At 49.9% G+C, this 17348-nt stretch carries 11 protein-coding genes; 9 read left to right on the plus strand and 2 right to left on the minus strand.

Translation table 11 applies throughout. The features are described 5' to 3' along the window. The first annotated feature begins 7 nt into the window (after positions 1-7). The 9 genes from LZD49_RS29265 to LZD49_RS29305 all read left to right on the plus strand — a co-directional run bounded on the left by LZD49_RS29265 (position 8) and on the right by LZD49_RS29305 (position 14689). Entirely contained in the window at positions 8-2086 is a 2079-nt protein-coding gene (locus tag LZD49_RS29265) for an FAD-dependent oxidoreductase (protein WP_234671494.1), read from the plus strand. A gap of 197 nt (positions 2087-2283) precedes the next feature. After that, entirely contained in the window at positions 2284-3927 is a 1644-nt protein-coding gene (locus LZD49_RS29270; RefSeq protein WP_234671496.1) for an FAD-dependent oxidoreductase, read from the plus strand. A 157-nt stretch (positions 3928-4084) separates the two neighbouring features. Continuing rightward, positions 4085-5326 carry an MFS transporter gene (locus tag LZD49_RS29275; RefSeq protein WP_234671497.1) on the plus strand — a complete coding sequence of 414 codons (1242 nt, stop codon included), beginning with the start codon at positions 4085-4087 and terminating at the stop codon, positions 5324-5326. Positions 5327-5381: 55 nt separating this feature from the next. Then, a complete protein-coding gene (locus LZD49_RS29280) occupies positions 5382-5903 on the plus strand; it encodes a gluconate 2-dehydrogenase subunit 3 family protein (protein ID WP_234671499.1) in 522 nt (173 codons plus the stop codon). 95 nt (positions 5904-5998) lie between these two features. Further along, positions 5999-7711 carry a GMC oxidoreductase gene (locus LZD49_RS29285; protein WP_234671502.1) on the plus strand — a complete coding sequence of 571 codons (1713 nt, stop codon included), beginning with the start codon at positions 5999-6001 and terminating at the stop codon, positions 7709-7711. A 175-nt stretch (positions 7712-7886) separates the two neighbouring features. After that, complete coding sequence (locus LZD49_RS29290) at positions 7887-8552, plus strand: RNA polymerase sigma-70 factor (protein ID WP_234671504.1); 666 nt, start codon at positions 7887-7889, stop codon at positions 8550-8552. 100 nt (positions 8553-8652) lie between these two features. Next, positions 8653-9678: a FecR family protein gene (locus tag LZD49_RS29295; RefSeq protein ID WP_234671506.1), complete on the plus strand. Its 1026-nt coding sequence runs from the start codon at positions 8653-8655 to the stop codon at positions 9676-9678. A 19-nt stretch (positions 9679-9697) separates the two neighbouring features. Next, a complete protein-coding gene (locus LZD49_RS29300) occupies positions 9698-13162 on the plus strand; it encodes a SusC/RagA family TonB-linked outer membrane protein (protein WP_234671507.1) in 3465 nt (1154 codons plus the stop codon). 27 nt (positions 13163-13189) lie between these two features. Further along, a complete protein-coding gene (locus tag LZD49_RS29305) occupies positions 13190-14689 on the plus strand; it encodes a RagB/SusD family nutrient uptake outer membrane protein (RefSeq protein WP_234671509.1) in 1500 nt (499 codons plus the stop codon). Positions 14690-14808: 119 nt separating this feature from the next. Here the strand turns inward: LZD49_RS29305 and LZD49_RS29310 are convergent, their stop codons facing one another. Beyond that, positions 14809-15903, minus strand: a complete 1095-nt coding sequence (locus tag LZD49_RS29310) for a phytase (protein WP_234671511.1) — start codon at positions 15901-15903, stop codon at positions 14809-14811. 149 nt (positions 15904-16052) lie between these two features. Continuing rightward, on the minus strand, positions 16053-17315 hold the full coding sequence (locus tag LZD49_RS29315; RefSeq protein WP_234671513.1) for a right-handed parallel beta-helix repeat-containing protein: 1263 nt from the start codon (positions 17313-17315) through the stop codon (positions 16053-16055). Positions 17316-17348: the final 33 nt, after the last annotated feature.

A 17348-nucleotide genomic window follows, 5' to 3' on the forward strand; every position in this document is an offset into this window, starting at 1 on the left:
TTTTAAAATGATGAGAAAAAAAATAGCATTAGCGCAATTCGCATGTGGTCTGGCATTCCTGCTATCCGGGTTTCTGCCCCCGGGGCGGCGACCCCCGGGGCTCCGGCCCCCGGGGGGGCGGTTTACAGCCGAAGCCCGGCTGGATGCCCAGGCGCAGCAAGTCGATGTTTGCATTTATGGTGCCACATCGGCCGGGGTGATAGCGGCTTACACGGCGAAGAAAATGGGTAAAACAGTCGCATTAATCGAGCCGGGCGGGCATTTGGGAGGCATGACTTCGGGTGGCCTCGGTTACACCGATATTGGTAATAAATACGCAATTACCGGCCTGTCACGGGACTTTTACCGACGGATTGGCAAGCATTATGGCAAATTCGAGCAATGGACGTTTGAACCGAAGGTAGCGAAGCAGTATTTGCAGCAATACCTGGATGAGGCGGGCATTAAAGTCATTTACCAAAACAGGGTTATCAGTGCCAACAAGGCTGGTGCGGAGATCAAATCCATTGTTTTGGAGAATAGTCTTAAGCCCGATTCGAAAACTAACCAGACTATCGCAGCAAAAGTCTTTCTTGACTGTACATACGAAGGTGATCTGATGGCGAAGGCGGGTGTGCGTTACGCTGTCGGCCGGGAGGGTAACAGCGATTACAACGAAACCATCAATGGTGTGCAGCTCATGAAAGGGCACCAGTTGCCCGACGGTATCGATCCTTACAAAGTAGAAGGTAAGCCGGAAAGCGGCCTGCTATGGGGCGTGTCGCCAGCCAAACTGGAACCAAACGGCACAGGCGATAAAAAGGTACAGGCCTACAACTACCGGATTTGCCTCACTTCGGACCCCAACAATATGGTGCCCATTACCAAACCGGAAGGCTACGATCCTGTGCATTACGAGCTCCTCGCCCGCCTGATCGCGAAGCAACCGGAAAGGAAAACGCTGAATGACTATTTCATCTGGAGTAAAATGCCCAACAACAAAACGGACATTAACAACCGGAACGGCTTTTCGACGGACATGATCGGCATGAACTACGAATATCCGGACGCCGATTATAAAAAACGCGAACAGATCATCAAAGCGCATGAGACGTACACCAAAGGCCTGCTCTACTTCTTTGGTCACGACCCGCGCGTGCCTGTGGAACTACGCGAATCGATGCTGAAATGGGGTTATCCTAAAGATGAATATGTGAAAACCGGCAACTGGTCGCCACAGCTTTACGTACGTGAAGCCCGACGAATGGTCGGGAATTATGTGATGACGCAGGCCAATTGCGAAGGAAAGGAAGTGGTGAAAGATGGCGTCGGAATGGCCGCTTATACGATGGATTCGCACAATATTCAGCGCATTGTGGTAAATGGCATGGCAAAAAATGAGGGTAATGTCGAGATCGGCGGTTTCGGGCCTTACCCGATTGCCTATGGCTCGCTGGTGCCGAAGGAAAAGGAATGCACCAACTTGCTCGTACCTGTGTGCCTCTCCGCGACACATATTGCCTATGGGTCGATTCGCATGGAGCCGGTGTTTATGGTGCTTGCGCAATCGTCGGCCATTGCAGCCGTGATGGCTATTGACGCCAAAACCAGCATCCAGCGCGTCGATATTGCCAAATTGCAGGCGAAGCTTAAAGCAGATCCGCTGGTGAACGGCGCGACGCCTGAAATCCTGGTCGATAATGAGGATGTGAAGCAAGTTTCTGTCAAGGGAAGCTGGGAGCCGGTGAAAAAGGGTGGGTATGGACCTTCATTTTTAACCACGGCGGAAGGCGATAAAAATGGCGGCTCGGTGACTTTTACTCCGGAAATAGCGAAAGCAGGCACTTACCAGATCTACGCTTATTTTCCAAAAGTGGCCAAACTGGCTTCTGAAATAAAACTTTCGGTAAAATATGGCAATGAGGTGAAAGACCTGACCGTCCGTGAAAAAGACATCGTCGTGGAAGGACAAACGTCGGGTGAGTGGTATCACGTCGGCCAGTTCAATCTTCCGAAAGGCAATGCTTCGGCGGTAAATATTTCATCGGATGGAGCCAACGGCGCAGTCGTAGCGGATGCTATTCTATTCGTACTCAATTCTAAATAATATGGGACCGACTGCCGACCGCCGACTGCCGACTGCCGACCGCTGACCGCCGACCGCCGACCGCCGACCGCCGACCGCCGACCGCCGACCATAGACCATAGACCATAGACCATGGACCATGGACAGTCAGCGGTCAGCGGTCGGCGGTCGATCGTCCCGTCAATACGCAATCTTATAATCCTAAATCAGAATATTGAATGAAAAAATTACTCTTTCTGTGCCTGATCACCATTTCACAAGTCGGGTTTACGACCTCTTTTGCACAATCTTATGAGGCCGACGTGATCGTTTACGGCGGCACATGTGCGGCGGTTACGGCAGCTGTGCAGGTCATTAAATCCGGTAAAACGGTGTTGGTAGTGTCGCCCGACAAGCATTTAGGCGGGCTTTCATCCGGCGGCCTTGGTTTTACTGATACGGGTAATAAATCGGTGATCGGCGGATTGGCGCGTGAGTTTTATCATCGCGTTTACCTGCATTATGATAAGGCCGAAGGCTGGCATTGGCAGAAAAAAGAAGAATATGGTAACAAAGGCCAGGGAACTGTGGCGATGGACGGAGCCGAGCGTACAATGTGGATTTTCGAACCGCACGTGGCGGAGCAGGTTTTTGAAGATTTTGTGAAAGAAAACAATATCAAAATCTATCGCGATGAATGGCTCGACCGAGGTAAAACCGGCGTTCAGAAGAACAAAGGTCGGATTACTTCCTTCAAAACACTGAGCGGTAAAACATTCAAAGGCAAAATGTTCATCGACGCTACTTATGAGGGCGATCTCATGGCTGCCGCGGGCGTGAAATACCATGTAGGTCGCGAAGCCAACAGCGTTTACAACGAAGAATGGAACGGCATCCAGGCGGGCGTTTTCCAGCATGGGCATTATTTTAAAAAGAATGTAAGCCCTTATAAAGTGGAAGGCGACCCGAAAAGTGGTCTGCTGCCTTACGTTTCTGCTGAAAAAATTGGTAAAAACGGCGACGGTGACCACAAGATCCAGGCTTATTGCTTTCGGATGTGCCTTTCATCGCATCCGGAAAACCGCATTCCCTTCGCCAAACCGGCAGGTTATGATCCGGCGAAATACGAGCTGTTAGCCCGTGTATATAAAGCCGGCTGGACCGAAACTTTTGATAAATACGATCCTATCCCCAACCGCAAAACGGATACCAACAACCATGGCCCGTTCAGTACCGACTTCATTGGTCAGAACTACGATTATCCGGATGCGACTTATGAACGCCGCAAGCAGATCATCAAGGAGCACGAACTATACCAGAAAGGCCTGATGTACTTCCTTGCCAACGACCAGGCGGTACCCGCCGATGTGCGCACCAAAGTGAACGAATGGGGCTTGCCGAAAGACGAGTTCAAGGATAACGGTGGCTGGCCACATCAGATTTATGTCCGCGAAGCACGCAGGATGCTTGGCTTGAATGTGATGACAGAGAATGAGACATTGGGCAAAAAAGCGGTGGCGCAATCGGTAGGCATGGGCTCCTATTCGCTCGACGCGCACAATGCGCAGCGCTATGTGAAGGAGGATGGTTTTGTGCAAAACGAGGGCGACATTGGTGTGCATCCTAAAAACCCTTACGGCATTTCTTACGGTTCGATTGTCCCTAAAAAGGCCGAATGTGAAAACCTGCTCGTGCCGGTGTGCGTTTCTGCATCGCATATTGCCTATGGCTCTATCCGCATGGAGCCCGTGTTTATGATCCTGGGTCAGAGCGCCGCGACGGCTGCTGTTCAGGCGATTGATGCCAAAGTGGCTGTCCAGGATGTGGATTACACAAAATTGAAGGAACAGTTGCTGAAAGACAAACAGAAACTGGAACTTTAAGCAGGGGCTTGTATATATGAAACCAATGGAGAACCGGTGTCTTGTAAAACAAAACTTTCTCTTTAAATCTTATTAATTTACCAACGAATAGCCGGGCTTATGTCCGGCTATTTGCATAATATTGCAAGTTATTCCGATGAAACCCATACAAAACCCAATGTCATCCGTCACAGCAACGCGCTCAGACGCTTCCTATCTTTTCAGTGCTCCCGTTATAGTCGCTGCCCTTGGTTATTTCGTAGATATTTATGACCTGCTCCTTTTCGGGATCGTCCGGTTGCCAAGTTTGGCTGCATTAGGGCTTTCCGAGGCCGACATTTCCGTTACCGGGGCCAGTATTCTCAACTGGCAAATGACCGGCCTCCTGATCGGCGGTATCCTGTGGGGTGTTTTGGGAGACAAGAAGGGGCGGCTTTCCGTGCTTTTCGGCTCCATTATCACTTATTCCCTTGCCAATATAGCTTGTGGTTTTGTGCAGGATGTGACGGTTTACAAGCTGCTCCGTTTCGTTGCCGGCATTGGTTTGGCAGGTGAGTTGGGAGCCGGCATCACATTGGTTTCCGAGATCCTGCCTAAGCACCTGCGCGCAATTGGTACTTCCCTGGTGGCGGGTATTGGTTTGCTGGGTGCAGTAGTGGCCTATTTTACGGTCGAGTTTTTCGACTGGCGCTATGCCTATTTCATCGGCGGCGGATTAGGTATCTCGCTGCTTTTGCTGCGTATCGGGGTTTTTGAGTCCGGGATTTTTAAAGATATTAAAGACCAGAAACATGTCGAGAAAGGCAACTTTTTTGCATTGTTTACCAATAAAGACCGGCTATCACGTTACCTCAAATGTATCGGCATCGGCCTTCCCACCTGGTTTGTGATTGGTATCCTTGCCACTTTTAGTAATGAGTTTGGTAAGGCGCTGGGCATCGGCGAAGCGATCAAGCCGGGGCTTTCCATTATGTGGTGTTATGTGGGCCTTTCGTTGGGGGACCTATGCAGCGGGTTCATCAGTCACTGGCTCGAATCGCGTAAGAAAGCGGTTTTTTATCTGATGATCTTTACATTGATATGCAGCCTCATTTACCTGTTTGCGGGCATTAAAACCGCTATGATGCTTTACACGGTGGCCGCATTGCTGGGTTTTGGTATCGGCTACTGGGCCATGTTCGTCACCATCGGCGCGGAGCAATTTGGTACCAACCTGCGTGCCACAGCCGCAACCACAGTGCCGAATATGGTCCGCGGAACGGTAGTAGGAATGACCACATTATTTGCTATTTTTAAAGGTTCTTTTACAGTCATTCAGGCTGGGGCATTGGTAGGGGTGATCTGTTTTGCTATCGGCCTCTACTGCATCCTGACGATCCCTGAAACGCACGGAAGGGATCTGGACTTTTTGGAAGAGTAGCTTTTTTGTCAAAAGGTATCAATACAGTAACAACGTTTTAAACATAAAATATAAGATGGAAAGACGCGTAGCGCTGAAAAGTATGGCAGTAGCCATGGGCGCCATGGCGGGTTTGCCTTCCTGGGCATCCGGTTGGAGCAAGAGTGTGGTGGCGAAGGGCGGGTTGCTTTCGGCAGACCAATCCAAAAATCTTACGATGATCGTCGAAACCATTATCCCCAAAACCGATACACCGGGCGCAGGAGAGCTGGGGGTAGGTGATTTTGTGCAGAAAATGGTGAAGGATTGCTACGACTCAAAAGCACAGGCCGGCCTGTCGAGCGGTATTTCGAATATCGACGAGCAGAGCGTCCAGCGTTTTGGGAAATCGTATGCGGATGCCAGCAAAGAACAGCGCCTGCAACTTCTGCAAGATATTGAAAAAGGGAGCGATGCCGCGCAGAAAGCTTTTTTTAGCATGGTCAAAAACCTCACGATCCAGGGCTATATGACCTCCGAATACGTGATGACCAACATTACCCATTACGAAATGATCCCCGCCCGTTATCATGGGTGTGTACCTGTTAAAAAAGGTTGAACGGAGGAAGGGAGGAAAGGGAAATTGAGTCATTGATTTTTTATTATCCCCTTCTTCCCCTTCCTACTTCCTCTTTCCTCCCATTAATCGAAACTATGGCAAATTTTAATATTGATAGTAAAAAAGCGCGCACCTACGATGCCATTGTAATTGGCTCGGGGATTAGCGGCGGCTGGTCGGCGAAGGAGCTGACTGAGAAGGGATTGAAGACCCTCGTGCTGGAACGTGGCCGGGATGTGCAGCATATTAAGGACTATCCCACTACGAACATGATGCCGTGGGAGTTTGAGCACCGCGAGCGGCTTCCCAAAGAGATTGTCGATGCAAACCCTATTGCGGCCAGTTGCTACAATTTCAAGGAATCGTCCGCACATTTCTTCGCGAAGGATAATGAGCATCCTTATATTCAGGAGAAACCTTTCGACTGGATTCGTGGCTATCAGGTAGGCGGAAAATCGTTGCTATGGGCGCGGCAGACGCAGCGTTGGAGCAAGTACGACTTCGAAGGCCCGGCGCGGGACGGTTTCGCGGTAGAATGGCCGATTGGATATGACGATATTGCGCCATGGTACAGCCATGTGGAGAAATTCGCGGGCATCACCGGTAACAAAGACGGTATCGACACGCTGCCTGATGGCGAATTCCTCGTTCCCCACGACCTCAACTGCGTCGAAAAATATTTCAAAGAGCAGGTAGCAAAGCAATACAAAGACCGCCATATCATTATCGGCCGTGCAGCGCATATTACCGATCCACAGCAGATCCACCTTGATCAGGGACGTGCCAAATGCCAGCACCGGACTATATGCGAGCGCGGATGCCCGTTTGGCGGGTATTTCAGTAGTAATGCGTCTACCATTCCATGGGCAATGAAAACCGGCAATATGACGCTCCGTCCGCATTCGGTGGTGCATTCGATCATTTACGACGAGAAGAAACAAAAAGCTTCCGGGGTGCGCGTGATCGATGCCAATACCAAGCAGATGATGGAGTTTTATGCCGACATTATTTTCCTGAATGCGGCTGCATTGAACTCTAACCTCGTTTTGCTGAATTCGATTTCAAACCGTTTTCCCAACGGCCTAGGCAACGACAGCGGTGTTTTAGGTAAATACGTAGCATTCCACAACTACCGCGCGACCGTTTCCGGCGAATATGAAGGATTCCTGGATTCGACCACCGACGGCCGTCGCCCAAATAGCGGCTACATTCCGCGTTTCCGCAATGTATACAAGCAGGAAACCGACTTCTTAAGAGGATATGCGGCCGGTTTCGGTGCCAACCGGAATACGTATAACGACCGCAGCGGTCTCGGCGAGTCGCTGAAAGCCGGCTTAGCCGAAACCAAATACGGCAATTGGAGTGTAGGCTCGCACATGATGGGCGAGACGATCCCCAAAGAGAGCAATTACGTAGCCCTCGACAAAAGTGAAAAAGACCCGTTTGGTATGCCCAAACTGAGGATCTCGGTCGGCTACGACGATAACGACGAGAAGATGGTCAAGGATTATATGGAGCAGGTAAGCGAGATGTTTACCCAGGCAGGCTTTAAGAATGTGCGATCGAACGATAACCATCGCAAGCCGGGTAACGATATTCACGAAATGGGCGGTGTGCGCATGGGTAAGGATCCCAAAACGTCGCTCCTCAACAAATGGAACCAGCTCCACCTATGTAAAAACGTATTTGTGACTGACGGAGCCAGCATGACTTCCACATCTACCCAAAATCCATCGCTCACCTATATGGCATTGTCAGCGCGAGCGGTGGATTACGCCGTGAAACAAATGAAGGCGAAGAATTTGTAACCAAAAATATCTAGTTTAAGCAAAAAGCCGCTGTTCGAAAGGACAGCGGCTTTTTTAGTTTGCGGTTTGTATTTGTTAAGATATGATTAAAAAAAGTTTTAGTTTTTTTAATTTAAGAGTAAGGGATTTTAAGTGCAAGAAAGTCTTTTAATTATTACATACGAACAGATACTCAATGCACGATCCTTTGCTTAATCCGGAAACGAAGCGCCCTGGGCCATTTGTGTCTCCTGTACATGAAGGCAAGGCGCCTGTGAATGAAATCGATTCTGCAACGTTCCTGAAAGCGGCTTTTGAACAGAACCCGGGGAAGGGCCTCGAATTACTGTTCAAACGGTATTATAACCCGCTATGCAGCCACGCGGTGCGTTTTGTGTATTCCAAACAGATCGCTGAGGACCTGGTGAGCGAGGTGTTTTTCCAGTTTTATCGCACGAAAGCTTACGAGAACATTACGTCGTCGTACACGAGCTATCTGTTCCGTTCGGTGCGTAACGAATGCTATACGTATATGCGTAGAGAGTTCGGGAAAATGGACTCGCTTGAAATGAATGAGGAACATTCCATTTCGACCTATCATCAGCAGCCTGACGCGGAAATCCATTATAACAACCTCTTTCTGAAAGTCAATGAAGTGATCGCGCGGCTGCCGATGCAATGCCAGAAGGTGTTTCTGCTGAGCCGTTTCGAGAACAAAAAATACCATGAGATCGCAGAAGAGCTGCATATCTCGCCCAAGACAGTCGAAGTGCACATCTCCAAAGCATTGAAGCATCTTCGCACTGCCCTTCATGGCGAATGGATGATATCGGTGTGCCTCACCATTTTAAGTATCATCTAAGCCGTCCTGGAAGGGAACAACTGGAAGGGAGTCCCTTTGAGAGGACGCCTTGGAAGAATCGCCCCGACATGCCCTCGTCAACTTTATAAACCGAACAGAAATGGAAAAAACTATATCGAAATATACCTTTTTCGAGTACCTGGCCGGTCGGGCCAATCCGCTCGAAAGGCAGCTTGTGGAGGACTGGATTGTCCAAAAACAGAATGCCGACCTATTTCACCAATGGCTATTGGAATATGAAACGAAATGCCCTCAGTTTATCCCCGACCAAGACACGGCGCTTGAAAATTTGCTTCTCCGCCTAAATTCGACAATGGAACAGGTGGAGGAAGGGAGGAAGGAGGAAGGGGAGGAAGAAGAACGCGAGGAGCGTACTCCTTTCTGGCTTGGGCGGCGTAGTAACCGGTTTTGGCTAGCGGCGGCCTCGGTGACATTGCTGGTGAGCTGCGGCTGGTGGTTTCGCGATCCGCTACAATACAAATCCTACCAAACGGCTTACGGGCAAACCACCGATGTTTACCTCGAAGACGGAAGCCGTGTAGCTTTAAATTCAAACTCTACATTAAAGGTCCCGCGGCTCGGTTTCTGGGGCGATGTGCGCGAAGTGGGCCTGGCAGGCGAAGCCGAATTTTCAGTAAGCCATACCATTGATCATAAGCGCTTTGTGGTCAAAACTTCGGAAAAATTTCAGGTCGAAGTGCTGGGTACCACATTTTCGGTATTCGCAAGGCCGAGAGGCACCAAAGTGGCGTTGAAATCCGGCAGCGTCCGCATCGATTATTCGCAAAACAATCGGCGCAGGGAAGTGATGATGGAGCCGGGTGACCTGGCGTTCCTGGATCAGGAAGGCGCCGTACAACTGGAACGTAAGCAGGACATTAAAACATTTGCGCCCTGGACCGAACAGCGCTATGTGTTCAACGGAACGCCTGTAAAGGAAATCCTTGCGATGATCGAGGAGAACTTCGGTCAGAAGGTAAGCCTCTCGGACCCGAACATTGCCCTGCGGTCGATTACGGGCAATTTCAAAACTAAAAATGCGGAAGAACTTTTGAAGACGATCTCGGAGGTGCTCGATCTCAGGGTCGAGCAAAATGGCGCTACAATCCTTTTAACGAACAATTAATTATCCAAACCAATTGATTATGAATCTAACGCTATCAGCCAAGCAATGGGTGGCGATCGGGATTGTGTTGATGACACAATCGTCCCTGGTCGTGCAATCCCAGGTCATTGCCTTCGCATCGATGCCGTCCAAGCAAACTGCTTCCATCGGACAGGAGATGAAGCTCAAAAACGTGCTCCTGGACCTGCAACGGCATTACGGGGTGGAAATCATGTTTGAAGACCGTCTGGTAGGCTCCGTGAACGTTGCTTCGACCAATCTGGATTTCAATCAGCCAATAGAAAAAAACCTTGATTTGTTGCTACGCCAGAACGGCCTGAAATACAAAAGAACACGCAAGAATACATTCGTCATTACAGAAGGCAAGGCCAAGGAGACGACGAAAGAGAAGGAGGGTAAGGATGAAGCAATGGCATTGCCAGACTCGCAGCAGGTACTGGAAAACCCGACGGAATCAACGCTGTTGGCACATGCAGTGGACCGGGCGGTAAAAGGCAATGTTACCGACGAGGCCGGAGCGGCCCTTCCCGGTGTGAGCGTCGTGTTGAAAGGTACCCAACGCGGTACTTCCACCGGTGCTGCGGGGGAGTTTAGCCTCGACATTCCTGATGGCGGGCAGCAGGTGCTGGTATTTAGCTTTGTGGGTTACAAATCAAAGGAAGTGGCGGTTGGAAACCAATCGGCACTGAATGTAACACTGGCCCCGGACGAGAATGCATTGGAAGAAGTGGTGGTGGTGGGTTATGGTACTGTTAAAAAATCTGACCTTACCGGTGCTGTCGGGACCCTCAAAGCGGAAGTCTTGCAGGAACGCCCTGCTTCCTCTTTGAACCAAGGACTGTCGGGCCGCATTACTGGGGTGAACGTGTCGTCCAACTCGGGCCGTCCAGGTGGCCGCGCCAACATACGCATTCGCGGAGCCAGCTCTATCAGTGTTTCAAACAACCCTCTTTATGTAATCGACGGTGTGATCCTGAATGCCTTTACCCTTCAGAACGGCAGTACACCGATCGACTACCTCAACCCGAACGATATCGCGTCCATCGAGGTGTTGAAAGACGCTTCATCAACGGCTATTTACGGTGCACGGGGTGCCAACGGAGTTATTCTCGTTACCACCAAGCGCGGTACATCCGGGGGCGGAAGAGTTACTTATGATTCCGATTTCAGCATCGGCGTAGCTCCCCGCAAGTTATCCGTATTGAATTCAAAGGAATTCTTGCAAGTGGAAGAAACGCTTTATGCCAACGCGGCCAAATACGATCCCGTGGGCTGGGCGACCGGTACCAAATACACCGATCCGAAGCTGAAACGCACCAATCCGTTGCTTTTCGATTCGAGCGGTAATCCACTGTACGATACCGACTGGCAGAAAGAGACTTTCCAGAAAGCGTTTACCCAAAACCATCAGCTGGGTTTCACCGGTGGAAACGAAAAGGGCAGCTTCGGTGCGTTCCTGAACTACCGTAATGAGAATGGTATTATCAAGGAATCCTGGCAGAAACGCTTCTCAGGCCGTTTTGTATTTGATTCACAAATCAAAAGCTGGCTGAAAGTAGGGGGTACGCTCGGGTATACCGATCAGAATGAAAAGCAGATCGACCAGTTGGATGGTGGTGGTATTACCGCCATGCGGCAGGTACTGGAAGCATTGCCGATCATCCCGGTGAAGTACCCGGACGGTAAATGGGCCAGCAACCGCGATTATCCAGGTATGGAAGGCGGAGACAGCCCGTTGCGCGTCGTGAACGAGCGTCTCTATTACCTGAAAACACAAACCATGCTGGGTAATATGTATGCGAACATCCGTCTTGCCGACGGTTTGGACCTGCGTTCTACGGTTGGTGCCAATGTTATCAACCAGCGTAACGACTATTTCGCTGCGGCGGGCTTGCAGTACATTACCAGCAATGGCGAAGCGTGGGTGGTCAATAACCGGTTCAATTCCTGGCAGTTTGAAAACTACCTGACCTACGTCAAAGACTTTGGTAAAATCCATTCGATCAATGCTATGGTTGGTTTGTCCTGGCAGCACGTCGATCGGTTCGATAACCAGGCACGAAGCCAGAACTTTACGGATACTTACTTCCAGTATAATAACCTCAGCGCAGGTGCCATCGCGGTGGCTCCTACCTCGAACGCGCAAGCTTACGGTTTGAACTCCTATTTCGCCAGGATCAATTACAGCCTGATGAACAAGTACCTCGTTACTTTCACAGGCCGTATGGATGGTTCGTCGAAATTCGGTGAAGCCAACCGATACGCATTCTTCCCATCGGCGGCTTTGGCATGGCGTGTGAATGAAGAGGAATTCCTGAAAAACTCGAACTCGATTTCCAACCTCAAAATCCGTGCAAGTTATGGTGCTACCGGTAACTCGGAAATTCCTGCCTACCGCGCACTTGCGGGGCTGGCAAGCTCGGATGTCATCTTTGGAGGTACCCGTAACATCGGGATCGGCGTAGGCCGGATGTCGAACTCGAACCTGCAATGGGAAAAAACACAGCAAGTGGATTTCGGGGTAGAATTGGGGCTGTTCCAGAACCGCGTCAGTTTCGAACTCGACCTGTACCGCAGAAAAGTGAACAAAATGTTGCTGGACGCGCCACTTCCATCGAGCAGCGGCTACACGAGCATTTTTACCAATGTCGGCAGTATGGAAAACAAAGGGGTTGAATTTGCCATCAACTCGACCAATATTAAAGCCGGTGATTTCTCTTGGAGCACTACCTTCAATATTTCTGTAAACAAAAACAAAGTATTGGCGCTTTCGGGTGGCAGTGATATCTTCTCGGGTGCTACGGTTATCCGCGTAGGCGAACCGGTGGGTTCATTCTTCGGACGTGTACATCAGGGCACCTGGTCCACTTCGGAAGCAGAGCAGGCCAAAAAATACAATATGTTGCCAGGTGATGTTAAATACGCGGATCTGAACAACGATGGCGCGATCAACGATAACGACCGCACGATCATCGGTAAAGGTATCCCCGATGGCTTCGGTACATTCCTGAACACATTCACGTATAAACAATGGTCGCTGACCGTCGATTTGCAATACATGTACGGCAACGACGTGCTCGACAGAAGTATCCACTCGGCTGAGGACCGCCAGGGTATCGCGAACAGCTATAAAACGGTGTTGAATGCATGGACAGAAACCAACCAGAACACGCCGATCGCGCAGGTTCGTCCGATCAACGCCTATTATACCACCAACAACGACAGCCACAAGGTAACCGACGCTTCGTTCATCCGCGGACGTAACCTTTTGTTGGCCTATGTTTTCCCGGCCAGTGTAGTTTCGAAAATGAAGCTGGACCGTCTGAGAGCTTATGCGTCCGTTCAGAACTTCTTTGTGTCAACCAAATACAAAGGTTTTGACCCAGAGGTGTCCAACTCAGGATCGCCATTCGATCAGGGATTTGGTTTGTATGACTATCCGAAGCCAAGAGTATTTATGGTTGGCTTGAATATCGGTTTATAATAAAATTGACTCTTACCGAAGACAACAATGAGAATCATATCAAAGAAAATCGGATTGCTCGCAATGCTGAGCTTATTCGGAGCGACGAGTTGCTCCGACTTCCTGGACGAGTCCGACCCCAGTAACTTCACCGAAGAGAATTATTTTACGCGTCCGGAACATGCGCGGAGCTCTGTAAACGCCATCTATTTCCCATTGCGTGAACCAATGGTAAGCGGTTTTGGCGGAGGGACGTGGATGATGCCCGAGTTTGCTACCGGTTTGGCCGGGACTGACCTTGGACAGGCCGTGAACAGCTACTTTATCAAGGATCTGCGAAATACTTCCGACAATTCCTATGGCCAGACCTACTGGACCCAGTATTACAAAGGAATTGCAGGTGCCAACTTGTCTCTTGCCAGGATCCCCGGAATTACGATGGATGCCGCCGAAATGAAGCGGGTGCTGGGCGAAGCCTATTTTCTTCGCGCATTCTACTACTTCCAACTGGTGCAGATGTTTGGCAATATTCCGCTGATAACCGAGCCCGTGAGCCTGCAATCGGAGCAGTTACGCCCTAATGCTGCCACACCGGAAGCGGTTTATACCCTGATCGTGGAAGATTTGAAGGCTGCCGAAGCATCGGGGCTTCCGATGAGCGAAAACAGTGGTAAGGTGACGCTCGGGGCGGTGAAATCGCTGCTGGCGAAGGTTTATCTTACAATGGCAGGTTATCCGCTGCAAAAAGGTGCTGCATATTATGATCTGGCTGCGAAAAAAGCGGAGGAAGTGATCGATTCGAAGCAATTTAAATTGTTTGCCAGCTATGACGACCTGCACAATCCCGCGAAGAAGAATATTGAAGAAAACATCTTCATGATCCAGTACAAAACCGGGCTGATCGCCTCGGGCTGGCAGGTTTCCATTATTCCCTATAACAAGAACATCTCGGCGTATTCCGATGAAACGGGTGGTATTTATGCGACCGGCGATTTTGTGAAGTCGTATGAGGCCAATGATTTGCGTGCGAAAGAGAAACAGTTCTTTTTTACAAAATTCACTAACGAATCCGATCGCAACAAAGAAGTGGATCTGGGTGGGTATTTCATCTATAAACACTTCGATAACGTGGCGCAAACCAGTAGCGCAAACAGCGACCTGAACTGGTCGGTGCTCCGCTACGCCGATGTGTTGCTGATGTATGCAGAAGCTTCGAATGAGGTGGGAGGGCCATCGGCTAAGGCTTACGAAGCTGTGAATGCCATTCGTACGCGGGCACAGTTGCCTGCATTGACCGGTCTGACAAAAGACACATTCCGCGAGGCGGTCTGGAAGGAGCGTTGGCATGAGCTGTGCTTCGAAAACATCACATGGTTCGATATGGCACGCCTTCGGAAGGCATTTAATGTGAAGACAAAGAAATTTGATAATTACGTAGGCCACACATTTTCCTACGGTCCAACTTTGTCAGCCCGCGAATTACTTTTCCCTATTCCAACAGCCGAAATTCGTAACAATACAAATCTGAAACAAAACGACGGATATTAGCAGAACAGGTTAAGATTAAACTCAGTCAGTTTAATAGTAGATAGTAAAATAGATAAGCCGTCGGAGTTTTCCGGCGGCTTATTTGTATTTGGGAAAGTTAAAAAACGCTACATAAATGCTTACTTAGTTGCTTTCAAATACCCCCCGGCAATATCTTCCCAGCGGTAGAGGTGGAAAGTCTTGTCGTCGCTCATGACTACGAACAGGCCGTTTCGGAACTGTGCATTGAGGGGAACGGAAACAACTTCGGAGCCATCGCTGTGGCTGGCTTTGACGGTGACTTTTCTTAACAAAGGATGCCCATGGGGCTTGCCGGCTGTGCCTTCGCGAGGGAATAGCTGGAAACTGTTGGCGCCCTGGTCGGATACGAGAATGTACCCGGTGCTGTCTGTGAGCTGGTAAATGGAAATTCCTTCGTGATCCTCGGTAAAACCATTCGTGGCAAACAAGGCCAGTTCTTCATCGCCTTTTTCAGGATCGGCGTAATATTTGCGGACACCTTTGCCTTCATCAGAATAATACACGTAGCCTAGCTGGTCGTCGACAGCAATGGCTTCAATTTCTTTTAACCCACTATACTTTCCGAACTTACGGACAAGGGAGGCTTTCACCTGGCCCTTACCATTATCTTCCAGTGCATATTGCCAAAGGTAAGTGCCATTGGTAGGGCCTGATTTGCGGCCTACGATGGCGTAAATTTTGCCTGATTTGTTTTTGTAAAGCGCAATGCCCATCAAATCACGTACATTTTCACCCGTTTCTCCCACGAACACTTCGATTCCACCGTTGTCGATAGGCTTCATGTCGGGCACGCTGTAAATACGTAGCTTGTGCGTGAAGCGCTCGGTGGTTACGGCGATGTCGGTGGGTTTGCCTTCCAGCATCAGCCCATATTCAATGTCGACGTTATCGGGGCGTTTCAAGCCCGTCACGGATTTGTCTTTCTGCAATTTGCCTTGCAGGTCAAAAACGTACAAGCCGCCATCCTGGTCCTTGTCGGTGCCAATGATCAGGCTTTGGGCAGGGTCGGCCGGGTTGATCCAGATCGCTGGATCGTCGGTATCATGGGCGACGGTATCGGTGATGAAAACCGGCTGGATGATCGGGCTGATCGTGTCAGCTTTGGCAGATTGGATGGGGCTGTTTTGATGGGACTGGCAGGCAATGAAGAATGCGGCCAGACCGATAACGGCCAAGAATAAGAATGCTTTCACTGGTGTTAGAATAATGTAGATTGTACCGAACTGAAAATGTCATGTTGAGCGAACGGGGCCGCCCGGCGGTCGAAACATCGTGCGATGATGTTTCGGCTGCGCTCAACATGACATTGCATCATGCCTGGTACACTTTATTTGAATAAAAATTACTTAACACCCAATGCCCCGATGTAGTCGGCAGGGGCCGGCGATTTGTAGGTCACGCCGTTGAGGACGAGGCCGTCTGCATACAGGCGGGTGAAGCTCGTCTTACCTTTGCCAAGGGCCGGTGAACCGGCTTGCAAATGGAAATCCCACGCAGTGTTGAAAGTGGCGTTTTTGTTGTCGGTAGTCAATGGGTAGTTGACGAATTTAGGATCGTTGTCACCCACTTTGGTAGAAACAATGTCGTTCACACCTTTCAAAATTTCGACCGACGGCTGGAATTGTTTCACGCCTTCTTCCGTAGCACCATAATACAATGTGTTGGCGATTACCGAGCGGGCATCCACAGATTTGTCTAAATTCTCTTTTTTGATACCAAAGCGGTCGTTTGCCAGCAGGTTGTTGTAAAGATCGGCACGAACACCTTTTTCAAGCCAGATTGACCCACCTTTCGTAGTAGGCCTTCTCCAACCTGCATTGATAATCGTGTTGTTATAACCTACGATATAAGCCTGGGGCGTGCGGTCGCCGCTGTTGGAGAGTTTCAAAGCATTGGTATTAGGGCTGTAAACCACGTTGAAAGCGACATCAGCCTGTACTCCCGACTTGATGTTGATTGCGTCACCACCTGATACACCGGTTGTATAAAATGTGTTGTTTGCGACGATCACTTTACCACCTTCGATATAAAAACCATCTTCATTGAAGTTACGGATGGTGCTGCTCACAACCACCAGCTTTCCATTTATATTGGGATAATACAAAACCGGCACGTGCTCGCCCGCGGCAGCTTTGTACAAACCGGCCTTCACCGACGGGGACTCTTCGGTCGTTACCGCACCGCCGTATTCAAGGATGGTGTTGCTCAATACAAATTCAGCAGAATTAGGGCCGGCGATCAATCCGCCCCAAAGGTTACCGAACTGGTTCCCGGCTGTTTTCCAGGCATCAGGAACGGTGAATTTAACAGGTGCAGCGGCAGTTCCGAGGCTGTACAAATTCCCTTTTACCACTACTTCGGGTTTGATCACCGAGTCGCTGAAAAGTACGGTCACGCCTTCTTCGATGGTCAGGGATTTGCCTTCGGGAACTTGGATGTGGCCGGTTACTTTGTAGGTGTTACCTTTGGTCCAGGTGCCGGATACTTCGCCGGCTACCGATTGCTCCGTTGGCGCTGGGTCTACGGGCGTCGGTTCATCTTTGTCGTCGCTGCAACCGGTGATCAGAAATGCCGCGAGGGCCGAAAGCATAAATAATTGTTTCATTTTGAAATTGTTCATGAGATTTAAAATTTTGAT

The sequence above is a fragment of the Dyadobacter sp. CY261 genome, from assembly GCF_021440085.1.
Lineage (GTDB): Bacteria > Bacteroidota > Bacteroidia > Cytophagales > Spirosomataceae > Dyadobacter.